The following is a 13,784-nucleotide window of genomic DNA, read 5'->3' as shown; positions in this document are numbered from 1 at the left end:
TCCCTAGCCGTGGGGTACATCGACGTCGCCGGGGTGGGGCACACGCTGCCGGATGGCAGACGGCTGTTCGAGGACGTGTCGTTCCGGGTCGGCGACGGCGCCAAGGTCGCTCTGGTCGGCCCTAACGGCGCCGGCAAGACGACCCTGCTGCGGATGGTCGCCGGCGACCTGCCGGTCCGGGAGGGCGGCATCGCCCGCTCCGGGGGTCTGGGCGTCATGCGCCAGTTCATCGGGATGATCGATGACCAGACCACACTGGAGGAGTTGGCGCTCGGGCTCGGTACGCCCGCGCTGCGGGCCGCCGCCGCCCGGGTGGAGTGGGCCGAGGCGGCCATGCGCACCGCGGAGCGGCGCGGCAAGTTCAGCTCCGCCGCGACGAAGGCGCAGATGACGTACGCGGAGGCGGTCGCCGGCTGGGGTGAGGCGGGCGGGTACGACGCCGAGGTCCACTACGACACGGTGAGCGTCATCGTGCTCGACCGGCCGTGGGAGGACGTCAGGCAGCGGCCGGTCCGCACCCTCTCCGGCGGCCAGCAGAAGCGCTTCGCACTGGAGTTGCTGCTGCGCGGCACCGACGAGGTGCTGCTGCTCGACGAGCCGGACAACTTCCTCGACGTACCGGGCAAGCGTTGGCTGGAGGAGCGGATCAACTCCAGCGCCAAGAGCGTCCTGTACGTCTCGCACGACCGGGAACTGCTCGCCCGCACGGCCGACCGGGTGGTCGCGGTGGAGGGCGGATCGGCGTGGGTGCACCCCGGCGGGTTCGCCTCCTGGTACGAGGCGCGGATGGCGCGCCACGAGAAGCTTGAGGAGCGGCGCCGACGCTGGGACGAGGAGCACGCCAAGCTGCGCGAGCAGATGCTCATGTACAAGCAGAAGGCCGCGTACAACTCCGACATGGCGTCGCGGTACCAGGCGGCGCAGACCAGGCTGAAGAAGTTCGAGGAGGCCGGTCCGCCGCCGCTGCCGCCGAAGGACCAGGAGATCAGGATGCGGCTGCACGGCGGCCGCACCGGCAAGCGCGCGGTCGTCTGCGAGCAGGTGGAGATGGACGGTCTGACGTACCCGTTCGACCTGGAGCTGTGGTACGGCGACCGGGTCGCGGTCCTCGGCGCCAACGGCACCGGCAAGTCGCACTTCCTCCGCCTGCTGGCCGGCGGCGGCACCGAGCCCGACACCCACCACGCGCCGGTCGACGGGCGGCCGCTCGAACCGGTCGCACACGCCGGGAAGGCCCGGCTGGGTGCGCGGGTACGCCCGGGGCACTTCTCACAGACCCACGACCGGCCGGATCTGGTCGGCCGTGCCCTCGTCGACATCCTGTGGCGCGGTGACGACCACCGCGCGGGGCTGCCGCGCGACGGCGCCATGAAGGCCCTGTCGCGGTACGAGCTGGCGGCCCAGGCCGAGCAGCGCTTCGACACGCTATCCGGCGGCCAGCAGGCCCGCTTCCTGGTACTGCTGCTGGAGCTGTCCGGGGCCACGCTGCTGCTGCTGGACGAGCCGACCGACAACCTCGACCTCGCCTCGGCGGAAGCGCTCGAGGAGGGGCTCAAGGGCTTCGAGGGTACGGTCATCGCGGTCACCCACGACCGCTGGTTCACCCGGTCGTTCGACCGGTTCGTGGTGTTCCGCGGTGACGGCGAGGTGGTCGAGACGCCCGAGCCGGTGTGGGACTGAGGGCATCGGGGGTAGCACCACCGGTATGACACCCCCGGTGGTGCTGGCGGTCGGTGGCTCGGACTCGCTCGGCGGCGACGGCATCCAGGGGGACCTGCGTACGCTGTCGGCCCTGCGGGTGTACGGCACGTCCGTGGTGACCTCGGTCTTCGCCCGGAACACGAGGGGCATCCAGGACCTCTACGCGGTCCCGGCCAACGTCGTGGGCGCCCAGTTGACGGCGGTCCTCGACGACGTGCCGCCGCGGGCGGTCAAGACGGGTGCGTTCGTCACCCCGGACGCGTGCGGCGCCGTGACCGCGCGGGCCCGCGCGGGCGCGCTACCCAACCTGGTCGTGGACCCGGTGCTCACCGCGGCCGAGGGCCAGCGCAAGGGGCTGGCCGTCGCGATGGAGCGGTTGCTGCCGTACGCCCTGGTCGCCACCCCGAACCGGGAGGAGGCCTCGGCGCTGCTGGGCTGGCAGGTGGCGACCCCCGCGGACATGGCCGGGGCGGCCAGCCAGTTGGCGGCCGGCGGTCCCCGGTACGTGGTCGTCACCGGGGGCGACCTCGTCGTCGGTAGCGAGGCGGTGGATGCGATGTGGGCGGACGGTTCGGTACGCATGCTGCACGCGCCCCGGCTGACCGCGCCCAACCGGTACGGCAGCGGCGCCGCGTTCGCCACGGCGATCGCCGCGCGGCTCGCGTCGGGTGACGACCCACCCACCGCGGTCACGCGGGCCAAGGAGTTCGTCGGCCGCGCGATCTGGGGCGCGGCGCGGTGGCGGTTGGGCAGCGGCGGCGGCCCGATCGACCACTTCGGATGGTCGGCCTAGGTTCGTCAGTCGACGCGCAGGCGGTAGCCGCGCTTGACCACGGTCTGCACGTACCCGCTGCCGCCGATCCCGGCCCGCAGCCGGGCCACCGCCATCTCCACGGCGTGCTCGTCGGCGCCGCGGGGGAGCGCGCGCAGCAGGGCGGTACGCGAGAGCACGCGCCCCGGCCGCTCGGCGAGCGTACGCAGGACCGCCATCGGGGCCGGTGCCAGCGGGCGCAGTACGCCGTTGACGACGGCGGCGTGCCCGCGGAGCGTGATCGACGTGCCGGCGACACAGAGTGTGCGGGACCGCCGGGGCAGTTCGTCGGTGAGCGTCCGTACCAGGTCCGACAGCCGGGCCCGGGGCGGCTGCAGGACCGGTACCTGCCGGTCGCGCAGCGGTGCCGCCGTCAGCGGACCCAGGCAGGCGGCCACGACCTCGGTACGCAGGGCGTGCAGCGCCGCGTCGGCGGCCGGTCCGGCCGCGCGTAGCAGCGAGCCCACCGCCGGCGCCGACGTGAACGTCACCGCGTCGACCAGCCGGTTCACGGTCAGGTCGACCAGCCGGTGCAGGGGAGCGGGGTCCAGCGGCGGCGCCCACCGGTACACCGGGACCTCGATGACGTACGCCCCGGCGGCCCGCAGCGCCGCGCTGAACTCGGACTGTGGTTCGCCGTCCAGCTGCAGCGCGATCCGCTTGCCGGCCACCCCGTCCGAGAGCAGCTGGTCGAGCACGTCGTCGTCGCTGTCGGACGCCGGCGACCAGGCGTCGGGCAGCCCGGCGGCCCGTACGGCCGTACGCGCCGCCGGCCCCCGTACCACCAGCCGGGTGGTGGCCAGGCGGGAGCGCAGCGGGTCGGCCAGGCCCCAGTCCTCGGCCGCCGCCAGCCAGTCACGCAGACCGGTACCGGTGGTCACGACCACGGCGTCCAGGGGCGCGGAGGTACATGCCAGCGTCGCCCGGCGCAGTTCCGGGCCGTCGACTCCCGGCACGATGCGCAGGGCGGGGGCCAGCACCACGCGGGCTCCCCGCTGCCGCAGCAGCGTGGCCAGTTCGTCGCGGCGGCGGTCGGCCGTGACCGCCACGGTGAACCCGGTCAGCGGTTCGAGGTCCGGCGCGTACCCCATGCCACGACAGTGTGCCGATGCGTGGTTTCCGGCCTGCGTCCCTTTTGTTTCCCGCCTGCTAATGCGGCCGCGCGAAGTTCGCGGTTCGCGGATTCCGACGACGGGGTATAACGGCGGCATATTCATACAGGGAGGGGAACCGATGCCGAGAAGCAGACTTGCCGTCGTCGTGGCCGGGGCGGCGCTCGGGCTGGCCGCCTGCACGTCGAACGGGACCGCGACACCCGGCGCGTCCAGTTCGGCGGGCGCCTCGGGCGGTCCGTCCACCAGCGCTTCGGCCGGAGCGTCCACCGGTGCGTCCGCCGGTGCGTCCGCCACCCCCGGCGTCGCCAACCAGTGCGTCGTCGGTAAGTGGAGGTCGACCGCTGTCAGCATGAGCTTCAACGCCGGTGTGGCGCAGGGGCAGGCGAGCGGGGGCGAGGGCGTGCTGCTGGACGTCTCACCCAACGGCCAGCTCGTCGCGGACTTCGGCGCCGCGAAGCCGATCATCTTCAGTACCACCGCGGCTGGCACCGAGATCAAGGGCCAGTTCGGGTACGGGGGCACGCTCAAGGGTGCGGTGCAGGTACCGGCCAGCGCGACGCCGACCGGCGTCTGGCGGCCGGCGGGCACCAGCGACTGGAGCGCGGTGACGGTGACGGTGGAGATGATCAGTCCCGTACAGGGCAAGATCGTCGACCGCGCGAAGCTCGGCGACTACAAGGGCGCCGGCGACCAGACCGCGGGCAGCGTCGACGTGCAGCCGATCCTGAGGGAGGGCACGTACGAGTGCGGTAGCACCACCCTCAAGCTGGGTCCGCCGCCGGGTCAGAACGGCGTCACCTGGACGATGAACCGCGCCTGACCGTTCCGTTTCGCGGATCTCGGGCACCTGCCGGGCCTGTGCCCCCGCCAGATGCCCGAGATCCGCAGCGGTTTTGACCGAACCCGCGCCTGCGAGTATCGTGGTCGGCTGTTGTGCAATGGCTGAGGCGTCCCCTGAATCGGGTACGCTGGTCAGGTGTGCGCCCGCTCCAGTCGTGGCGCCGCCGGCTGTTTGGCCGGGCCGACACCCGCAACCGACGAGACGAAGGTAAACCTGTGCGTACGTACAGCCCGAAGCCGGGTGAGATCGAGCGTCAGTGGCACATCATCGACGCTTCTGACGTCGTGCTGGGCCGGCTCGCTAGCCATGTAGCGACGCTCCTGCGCGGCAAGCACAAGCCCACGTTCGCACCGCACGTGGACACCGGCGACTTTGTGATCGTCATCAACGCGGGCAAGGTCGCGCTGACCGGTAACAAGCGGCAGACCAAGGTGGCCTACCGCCACTCCGGCTACCCGGGCGGCCTCAAGCGGATCGGCTACGAGGAGCTGCTGACGAAGCGGCCGGAGCGGGCGATCGAGCTGGCCGTCAAGGGCATGCTGCCGCACAACAAGCTGGCGAACCGCCTGATCACCAAGCTCAAGGTGTACGCCGGCGCCGAGCACCCGCACGCCGCCCAGCAGCCGGTGCCGTTTGAGATCAAGCAGATCGCGCAGTGAGCGCGGGCGAAGGAACTGACGTGAGCGAGACCACCATCCCCTCGCCGGCCGACGCCGCGCCGGCTGCCACCGAGACTCCGGTCGAGACCTCGGCCGAGGCCCCGGTCGAGACCACCGCGACCACCGCGACCGCCACGACCGCCCGGCCGCGTCGTACCGACCGGCCGATCCAGACCGTCGGTCGCCGCAAGGAGGCCATCGTCCGGGTGCGCCTGGTGCCGGGCACCGGCCAGTTCACCCTGAACGGCCGCCCGCTGGAGAAGTACTTCCCGAGCAAGGTGCACCAGCAGCTGGTGCGCGAGCCGCTCGTGATGACCGAGAAGGCCGAGAGCCTCGACGTGTACGCCAACCTGCGCGGTGGCGGCACCAGTGGGCAGGCCGGCGCGCTGCGCCTCGCGATCGCCCGCGCGCTGGTCGAGTGGGAGAGCGACGACCGCCCGGCCCTCAAGAAGGCCGGTTTCCTGACCCGTGACGCGCGCGAGACCGAGCGTAAGAAGTACGGTCTGAAGAAGGCCCGCAAGGCGCCTCAGTACTCGAAGCGCTGACGTTCCTTCTTTGTCGGTCGAATGCTCGACAACGACCGGGCGCACCCCTTCGGGAGCGCCCGGTCGTTTCGTTTCTGGCGGAGGTAGTTCATGGGTCGGCTCTTTGGTACGGACGGGGTACGCGGTCTCGCCAACGCGGACCTGAGCCCGCAGCTCGCGCTGTCGATCGCGGAGGCGGCCGCGCACGTCCTCGCCGAGCGGGACCGTACGCACCCGCCGCGCGCCATCGTCGGGCGTGACCCGCGGGCCAGCGGCGAGATGCTGGAGGCGGCGGTGGTCGCGGGCCTGGCCAGTGCCGGTGCCGACGTGCTGCGCGTCGATGTGCTGCCGACGCCGGGCGTGGCGTACCTCGTCGGCGCCACCCGGGCCGACCTGGGCGTAATGCTGTCGGCGTCGCACAACCCCATGCCCGACAACGGGATCAAGCTCTTCGCGTCCGGCGGGCACAAGCTGCCCGACGACGTGGAGGACCAGATCGAGGCCCTCGTCAGCGGCGGTGGTGGTGGGTCGTGGCGCCGGCCGACCGGCGCGGCCGTCGGCCGGGTGCACGACCTGATCGACGGGCCGGAGGCCTACATCAACCACCTCGTCGCGTCGGTGCCGCACCGCCTGGACGGGCTGCGCGTCGTGGTCGACTGCGCCAACGGAGCGGCGTCGCTGGTGGCGCCGGAGGCGTACGAGCAGGCCGGCGCGGAGGTCATCGCGATCTCGGCCGAGCCCGACGGTCTCAACATCAACGACAACTGCGGCTCCACCCACCTGGACGGCCTGCGCGCCGCCGTACTGGAGCACGGGGCGCACCTGGGCATCGCGCACGACGGCGACGCCGACCGGTGCCTCGCGGTCACCGCCGACGGCGACGACGTGGACGGCGACCAGATCATGGGCATCCTCGCCGTGGCGATGCGGGACGCCGGCACGCTCACCGAGAACACGCTCGTGGCCACGGTGATGAGCAATCTCGGCCTGAAGCTCGCGATGGCCGACGCCGGGATCAACCTGACCCAGACGAAGGTCGGCGACCGGTACGTGCTGGAGGAGCTGCGCGCCCGCGGCCTCGCCCTGGGCGGTGAGCAGAGCGGACACATCGTGCTGCCGAAGTACGCCACCACCGGCGACGGGATCCTCACCGCCCTCCAGTTGATGGCGCGCATGGCGGAGACCGGTAAGCCGCTGGCGCAGCTCGCGTCGGTCGTACGGCGGCTGCCGCAGGTGCTGATCAACGTACGGGTGGGCGACCGCGCGATGGCGTCGTCCGCGCCGTCCGTGCTCGACGTGGCGAAGGCGGTGGAGGCGGAGCTGGGCGGCACCGGCCGGGTGCTGCTGCGGCCGTCCGGCACCGAGCCGCTGGTACGGGTGATGGTCGAGGCGTCGACCGAGGAGGCCGCGCAGCAGGCGGCGGAGCTCATCGTGGCGGCGGTGCGGGAGGCGAGCCCGGCGGCCTGACGCCGTCGGCACCGACGCTACCGACGGGTAGTACCGTCTCGGCGTGACCCGCACCGTACAAGGAGGCGCCATGGCCGAACAGTCCGCCCGTACCGCGATCGTGACCGGGGCGTCCCGGGGCATCGGCAAGGCCACCGCGGAGCTGCTGGCCTCCGAGGGCTGCAACGTCGTGCTGACCTCCCGCAAGCAGGAGGCGCTCGACGAGGTCGCGGCGGAGCTGACGCGGGCGTACCCGGACGTCGGCGTGCTGGCCCACGCCGCCCACGCCGCCGAGCCCGATCAGGCCGCGGCCTGCGTCGACGCCGCGATGGCCCGGTTCGGCCGGGTCGACGTACTGGTCAACAACGCCGGTACCAACCCGTACTTCGGCCCGCTGGTCGACCTGGACGCGGAGCGGGCCGAGAAGACCGTGCGGCTCAACCAGTTCGGCATCGTGCTGTGGACCCAGCTGGTGTGGAAGGCGTCGATGGCCGAGCACGGCGGCTCGATCGTCAACGTGGCGTCCGTCGGCGGGCTGCTGACCGAGCCAGGGATCGGCTACTACAACGCCACGAAGGCGGCGGTCATCCACCTGACCCGCCAGTTCGCCGCCGAGCTGGCACCGAAGGTACGGGTGAACGCGGTGGCGCCGGGCATCGTGCGTACCCACCTGGCCCGTGCCCTGTGGGAGAACTACGAGGAGCAGCTCAAGGCGCACCTGCCGCTGGCCCGGATCGGCGAGCCGGCGGACATCGCCGAGGCGATCGGGTTCCTCGCCGGTGACCGGTCGTCCTGGATCACCGGTCAGACGCTCGTCATCGACGGTGGCGCCACGATCCGTACCTCGCTGAGCTGACCGCGGCCGTATATCCGCAGGCCGGCGTGGGCTCCCGCCCCGCCGGCCTGTCAAACACGCACGTTACGTGATCGAAAGTATCTGTTTCACTCACCGCTTCTGCGCGGAACCCTGCTAATGTCTTCGACCATGTGCGGGATCGTGGGTTACGCCGGCTGTCGACCGGCGCTGGGAATCGTGCTCGACGGCCTGCGCCGTCTGGAGTACCGCGGTTACGACTCGGCCGGGGTCGCCGTCGTCAACGGTGAGCTGCTGACCGAGAAGCGGGCGGGCAAGCTGGCCAACCTGGAGAAGGCGCTGGCCGACGACGCGATCGCCGGCCTCGACGAGGGCACCACGGGGATCGGTCACACCCGATGGGCCACCCATGGCGGGCCCACCGACCGCAACGCGCACCCGCACCGCTCGTCCGACGGCCGGGTGGCGGTCATCCACAACGGAATCATCGAGAACTTCGGCAAGCTGCGCGCCGAGCTGGAGTCGCGGGGCGTCGAGTTCGCCAGCGACACCGACACCGAGTGCGTGGCCCACCTGCTGGCCGAGGAGCTGACCACGGTGGACGGCGCGACCGCGGAGGCCCGGCTGGCCGAGGCGATGCGCCGGGTCTGCCGGCAGCTCGAGGGCGCGTTCACCCTGCTCGCCGTGGACGTACGGGCGCCCGGCGCGGTCGTCGGCGCCCGCCGCAACTCCCCGCTCGTCGTCGGCCGCGGCGTCGGGGAGAACTACCTCGCCAGCGACGTCAGCGCGTTCATCGAGCACACCCGTGAGGCGGTCGAGCTGGGCCAGGACCAGGTCGTCCTGATCACGGGCGAGGGCATCGAGATCACGGACTTCGAGGGCAACGCCGCCGAGGGCCTCGACTACCACATCGACTGGGACGCCAAGGCCGCCGAGAAGGGCGGCTACGACTACTTCATGCTCAAGGAGATCGCCGAGCAGCCGCAGGCGATCGCGGACACGCTGCGCGGCCGGCTGGCCGAGACCGGCGAGATCACCCTGGACGAGGTCCGCCTCACCGACCAGGACCTGCGCGACGTCGACAAGGTCTTCATCGTGGCCTGCGGCACCGCCTACCACGCCGGCATGGTCGCCAAGTACGCCATCGAGCACTGGACCCGCATCCCGTGCGAGGTGGAGCTGGCCAGCGAGTTCCGCTACCGCGACCCGGTACTGGACCGCTCCACGCTGGTCGTGGCGATCTCGCAGTCCGGCGAGACGATGGACACGCTGATGGCGCTGCGCCACGCCAAGCAGCAGAAGGCCCGGGTACTGGCCATCTGCAACACCAACGGCTCGACCATCCCGCGCGAGTCCGACGCGGTGCTCTACACCCACGGCGGGCCGGAGATCGCGGTCGCGTCCACCAAGGCGTTCCTGACCCAGCTCGCCGCGTGCTACCTGGTCGGCCTGCACCTGGCCCAGGTGCGCGGCGTGATGTACGCCGACGAGGTGGCCGCCGTCGTCGAGCAGCTGCGCGGCACGCCGTCCAAGGTGGACCGCGTCCTGGAGCAGATGGAGCCGGTCCGCGAACTGGCCCGCGACCTCGCCGAGGCCAAGTCGGTGCTGTTCATCGGACGGCACGTCGGGTACCCGGTGGCCCTGGAGGGCGCGCTCAAGCTCAAGGAGCTGGCGTACATGCACGCCGAGGGGTTCGCCGCCGGCGAGCTCAAGCACGGCCCGATCGCGCTGATCGACCAGGGCACCCCGGTGGTGTGCGTGGTCCCGTCGGCGCGCGGCCGGGGCGTGCTGCGCGACAAGGTCATCTCCAACATCCAGGAGGTACGCGCGCGCGGCGCCCGTACCGTCGTCATCGCCGAGGAGGGTGACGACGGGGTCGCCCGGTACGCCGACCACCTGATCGTCGTGCCGCCGACGCCGACGCTGCTCGCGCCGCTGGTCACCACGGTGCCGCTGCAGGTACTCGCGTGCGAGATCGCCTCCGCCCGCGGCCACGACGTCGACCAGCCCCGCAACCTCGCGAAGTCGGTCACCGTCGAGTAGGTGCCCTCCGCGATCTTGGGCACTTGGTGGGTTCATATGCCCGCCGAGTGTCCAAGAGCCGGGCGGGCATGCCAGGGTGGTACCTGTGATCGTTGCTGTCGGCATCGACGTCGTCCTCGTGGAGCGGTTCGCCCGCGCGCTGGCCCGTACGCCACTGCTCGCGGACCGGCTCTTCACCTCCGACGAGCTGAAGACCCCCTCGGGTAACCCCCGCTCGCCGGAGTCGCTCGCGGCGCGGTTCGCCGCCAAGGAGGCGGTCGCGAAGGCGCTGGGCGCCCCCGCCGGCCTGCACTGGCACGACTGCGAGATCGTCACCGACCCCGACGGCCGGCCCTGGCTGACCGTCTCCGGCACGGTCGCGGCGGTGGCCAAGGAGCGGGGCATCACCCGCTGGCACCTCTCCCTGTCGCACGACGGCGGCATCGCCTCCGCGATGGTCGTCGCGGAGCGGTTGGAAGAGCCCGGAGCGGGCGCGTGAGGCCGGGGAGCGAGCGGGGAGCAGGCGCATGAGGGCGGCCTGGCGGGTGGCGAGCGTCCGCGCGGCGGAGGAGGCGCTCATGGCCACGCTCCCGCCGGGCACGCTGATGCGGCGGGCCGCGACCGGGGTCGCCCGCCGCTGCGGAGAACTGCTGGCCGACCGGTACGGCAGCGGGTACGGCCACTCGGTGCTGCTGCTGGTCGGCCCCGGCAACAACGGCGGCGACGCGCTGTTCGCGGGTGCCGCGCTGGCCCGTCGGGGAGTGACAGTGACGGCGGCGCTGCTGAACCCCGCCCGTACCCACGCCGAGGGGCTGGCCGCGCTGAAATCGGCCGGTGGCCGGGTGTCCGACGCGACGCCGTCCACCGTGGACGTGGTGGTCGACGGGATCCTCGGCATCGGTGGTCGCGGCGGCCTGCGCGAGGACGCGGCGGCGCTCGTGGCGCGGGCGGTACGGGCGTGTGGCGCGGACGGCGCCCGCCCGGCCGTCGTCGCGGTCGACCTGCCGTCGGGGGTCGACCCCGACACCGGTGCGGTCCCCGGCGAGGCGGTCCGCGCCGACGTCACCGTGACGTTCGGCGTACTCAAGCCCGGCCTCCTGGTGGGGGACGGCGCCGTACACAGTGGACTGGTCGAGCTGGTCGACATCGGGCTCGGGCCGTGGCTGCGCGACGACCCCGCGCTGCGGGTACCCGACCTCGACGACGTCGCGGAGTGGTGGCCGCAGCCGGGGCCGGGTGACGACAAGTACACCCGGGGGGTGGTCGGGGTGGCCACCGGCTCGGCGATCTACCCCGGCGCGGCGTTGCTGTCCACCGGAGGTGCCCTCGCGGGGCCGGCCGGCATGGTCCGCTACGCCGGCGCCGCCGTGGACGCGGTCCGGTTCCACTACCCGACCGTCATCCCCACCCCACGGGTGGCCGACGCCGGCCGGGTACAGGCCTGGACCTGCGGCTGCGGTCTGGGTACCGACGAGCGGGCGGCGGGCGAGCTGCGGGCCGTGCTGGCGGCGGAGGTGCCGGTGTGCGTGGACGCCGACGGGCTCACCCTGCTCGCCACCGACCTCTCCGTGGACGAGCTGCGCGAACGGCGGGCGCCGACCGTACTCACCCCGCACGACCGGGAGTTCGCCCGGCTCAACGAGGGCGAGGAGCCCGGCGCCGACCGGGTCGGGTCGGCGCTGCGGCTGGCCGCGCGTACCGGCGCGGTCGTCCTGCTCAAGGGCGACCGCACCATCGTCGCCACCCCGGACGGCCGCGCCTACGTCAACCCGACCGGGACGCCGGCGCTCGCCACCGCCGGCACCGGTGACGTCCTGGCCGGCCTCCTCGGTTCACTGCTGGCGGGCGGCCTGCCGCCGGAGCGGGCGGCGGTCGCGGCGGCGTACGCCCACGGCCTCGCCGGCCGCTACGCCGCCGAGGCCGGTCCGGTGACGGCGTCCGATGTGGTCGGGGCGCTCCGGCCGGTGCTCGGCCGCACCGGGATGTGGCGTACCGGATAGCGCCGTTCATCCGATCGAGGTGGTGTCTGTTGCGTAGATCCGCCTAGCATCTGCCCTTTGCGCCGGGCGCCTGCCCGGCCGGCACCGGGCGCCTGCCCGGCCGGCACCGGGCGCCTGCCCGGTCCATCCGGAACCGAAGGGCATCCATGTTTCGCAAGCTCGCCACAGCCGCGGCGCTGTCCGCCGCGCTCCTGATGCCGCTGGCCGCCTGCGGGTCCAGCACGGCCAAGGCCGCCTGGACGGAGCCGAAGTCGGCCGCGTCGCCGTCGCAGCGGCCCGCCGAGCTGCTCTCCACGGCCGTGGCCGAGACCAGGGCCGTCAACGTCTCGTACCGGCTGGGTGACGACACGGAGGGCATGAGCGGCGTCTACGACGTCAGCAAGAAGACGGGGACCGTCGAGGGCGATGTCAACGGCGAGAAGATGCACCTCGTCGTCACCGCGAACGACATGTACATGAGCGGCCTGAAGGCCCTGAGCGGCAGGACACTGCACCTGGTCGTCGCGAAGCTCCCCGGCGAGCACGGCCTGATCGTCTTCACCGACCCGGTCCTCGGCCTGGCGATGCTCGACGGCGCGGTCACGGTCGCCTCGCCCGGCCCCGGCGTCTTCCAGGGCACCATCGACCTCACCAAGGTGACCGCGGCCACGCCCGGCGGCAAGAAGATGGTCGAGGTGGTGACCAGGGCCGCGGGTGCCAAGGCGAACGCGGTCGAGTTCAACGCGAAGGTCGACGCCCAGGGCTACGTCACGGAGTTCATCGCGAAACTGCCCGGCGCCAACAAGGGCACGGACATGCTGTACAAAATCAGCTTTTCCAACTTCGGGGCGCCGGTGACGGTCGCGGTGCCGAAGACCAAGATCATTGAGGCGCCGGCCGCGTCGTACCGGGCGTAGTCGGCGCCGCCGGGTCAGGTCCGGTGGCAGCGTCCTATGTGGTCGGTGCGCTCCGGCCCGTGCCCGGACGTAGCGGCATGTGGTGCATCCGAACGCGGGCCGTGGGTCGAGGCGGTCTCGGCTACATAGATCGCCTAGCATCTGCCCAGTGTGTCGGGCGCCTGCCCGTCCAACCCCCGGAAACTGAAGGACACCAATGTTTCGCAAGCTCGCTACGGGCGTGGCGCTGTCCGCCGCGCTGCTGATGCCGCTGGCCGCCTGCGGGTCCAGCGCCGACAAGAGCGGCGGGACGGCGAAGCCGGCCGCGTCGCCGTCACCGAAGCCCGCCGAACTGCTCTCCGCCGCCGTGACCAAGACCAAGGCCGTCAACGTCTCGTTCAACCTCGACGGAGGCGACGAGGACACGACCGGTGCGTACGACGTCACCAAGAAGATGGGCACGGTCGACCTCACCAACGCCGGGGAGCAGATGCACCTCGTCGTCGCCGAGAAGGACCTCTACATGCTCGGCGTGAAGGACCTGGGTGGCAAGAACCTGCACATGGTCGTCGCCAAGTTCCCGGCCGAGCACGGCATGTTGATCGTCGCGGACCCGGTCGTCGCCCTGGCGATGCTCGAGGGTGCCGTGACGGTGACCTCGCCCACTCCCAACTCCTACCAGGGCACCATCGATCTCGCCAAGGTGACCGCGGCGACGCCGGGTGGCGCGAAGATGTTGGAAGGGCTGATCAAGGCCGCGGGCGCCAAGGCGAACGCGGTCGAGTTCACCGCGAAGGTCGACGCCCAGGGGTACGTCTCGGAGTTCAACACGAGGTTCCCCGGCGCAGACCAGGGCAAGGACATGCTCTACAACATCACCTTCTCCAACTTCGGCGCGCCGGTGACCGTGACGGTCCCCACCGCCAAGCTCGTCGAGGCGCCCGCAGCCTCGTACCAGCCGTAGTCGGCGGGATTT

13 protein-coding genes are annotated in these 13,784 nt (G+C 72.2%); 12 read left to right on the top strand and 1 reads right to left on the bottom strand.

Features of this window, described 5'->3' with window-relative positions:
• Positions 1 to 9 precede the first annotated feature (9 nt).
• Together Pme01_RS18920 and thiD are read left to right on the top strand one after the other, a co-directional pair.
• Complete coding sequence (locus Pme01_RS18920; protein WP_168116213.1) at positions 10 to 1,680, top strand: ABC-F family ATP-binding cassette domain-containing protein; 1,671 nt, start codon at positions 10 to 12, stop codon at positions 1,678 to 1,680.
• A 25-nt stretch (positions 1,681 to 1,705) separates the two neighbouring features.
• Positions 1,706 to 2,494 (top strand): bifunctional hydroxymethylpyrimidine kinase/phosphomethylpyrimidine kinase, encoded by a 789-nt coding sequence (gene thiD, locus Pme01_RS18915; RefSeq protein WP_168116214.1) that lies wholly within the window; start codon positions 1,706 to 1,708, stop codon positions 2,492 to 2,494.
• Positions 2,495 to 2,499: 5 nt separating this feature from the next.
• Here thiD and Pme01_RS18910 read toward each other — a convergent pair whose 3' ends face one another.
• Positions 2,500 to 3,603, bottom strand: a complete 1,104-nt coding sequence (locus Pme01_RS18910; protein ID WP_168116215.1) for a uroporphyrinogen-III synthase — start codon at positions 3,601 to 3,603, stop codon at positions 2,500 to 2,502.
• Between the two features lie 142 nt (positions 3,604 to 3,745).
• Here Pme01_RS18910 and Pme01_RS18905 point away from each other — a divergent pair, with 142 nt between their 5' ends.
• The 10 genes from Pme01_RS18905 to Pme01_RS18860 all read left to right on the top strand — a co-directional run bounded on the left by Pme01_RS18905 (position 3,746) and on the right by Pme01_RS18860 (position 13,772).
• Positions 3,746 to 4,447, top strand: coding sequence for a hypothetical protein (locus tag Pme01_RS18905; protein ID WP_168116216.1), 702 nt, complete (start codon positions 3,746 to 3,748; stop codon positions 4,445 to 4,447).
• Positions 4,448 to 4,683: 236 nt separating this feature from the next.
• Entirely contained in the window at positions 4,684 to 5,127 is a 444-nt protein-coding gene (gene rplM, locus Pme01_RS18900) for a 50S ribosomal protein L13 (protein WP_168116217.1), read from the top strand.
• Positions 5,128 to 5,147: 20 nt separating this feature from the next.
• Complete coding sequence (gene rpsI / locus Pme01_RS18895) at positions 5,148 to 5,672, top strand: 30S ribosomal protein S9 (RefSeq protein WP_168116218.1); 525 nt, start codon at positions 5,148 to 5,150, stop codon at positions 5,670 to 5,672.
• A 90-nt stretch (positions 5,673 to 5,762) separates the two neighbouring features.
• Positions 5,763 to 7,118, top strand: coding sequence for a phosphoglucosamine mutase (glmM, locus tag Pme01_RS18890; RefSeq protein ID WP_168116219.1), 1,356 nt, complete (start codon positions 5,763 to 5,765; stop codon positions 7,116 to 7,118).
• A gap of 70 nt (positions 7,119 to 7,188) precedes the next feature.
• Complete coding sequence (locus Pme01_RS18885; RefSeq protein WP_168116220.1) at positions 7,189 to 7,953, top strand: SDR family oxidoreductase; 765 nt, start codon at positions 7,189 to 7,191, stop codon at positions 7,951 to 7,953.
• Between the two features lie 129 nt (positions 7,954 to 8,082).
• On the top strand, positions 8,083 to 9,954 hold the full coding sequence (glmS, locus tag Pme01_RS18880; RefSeq protein WP_168116221.1) for a glutamine--fructose-6-phosphate transaminase (isomerizing): 1,872 nt from the start codon (positions 8,083 to 8,085) through the stop codon (positions 9,952 to 9,954).
• An 85-nt stretch (positions 9,955 to 10,039) separates the two neighbouring features.
• On the top strand, positions 10,040 to 10,432 hold the full coding sequence (locus Pme01_RS18875; protein ID WP_168116222.1) for a holo-ACP synthase: 393 nt from the start codon (positions 10,040 to 10,042) through the stop codon (positions 10,430 to 10,432).
• A 28-nt stretch (positions 10,433 to 10,460) separates the two neighbouring features.
• Positions 10,461 to 11,933 (top strand): NAD(P)H-hydrate dehydratase, encoded by a 1,473-nt coding sequence (locus Pme01_RS18870; RefSeq protein ID WP_168116223.1) that lies wholly within the window; start codon positions 10,461 to 10,463, stop codon positions 11,931 to 11,933.
• A gap of 146 nt (positions 11,934 to 12,079) precedes the next feature.
• The gene (locus tag Pme01_RS18865) at positions 12,080 to 12,829 is read left to right on the top strand and encodes a hypothetical protein (protein WP_168116224.1); all 750 of its coding nucleotides are present in this window, start codon (positions 12,080 to 12,082) and stop codon (positions 12,827 to 12,829) included.
• Positions 12,830 to 13,025: 196 nt separating this feature from the next.
• Positions 13,026 to 13,772 (top strand): hypothetical protein, encoded by a 747-nt coding sequence (locus Pme01_RS18860; RefSeq protein ID WP_168116225.1) that lies wholly within the window; start codon positions 13,026 to 13,028, stop codon positions 13,770 to 13,772.
• Positions 13,773 to 13,784 lie beyond the last annotated feature (12 nt).

The sequence above is a fragment of the Planosporangium mesophilum genome, assembly GCF_016863255.1.
Classification (GTDB): domain Bacteria; phylum Actinomycetota; class Actinomycetes; order Mycobacteriales; family Micromonosporaceae; genus Planosporangium; species Planosporangium mesophilum.
This window is presented reverse-complemented; position numbering and strand designations above follow the sequence as displayed.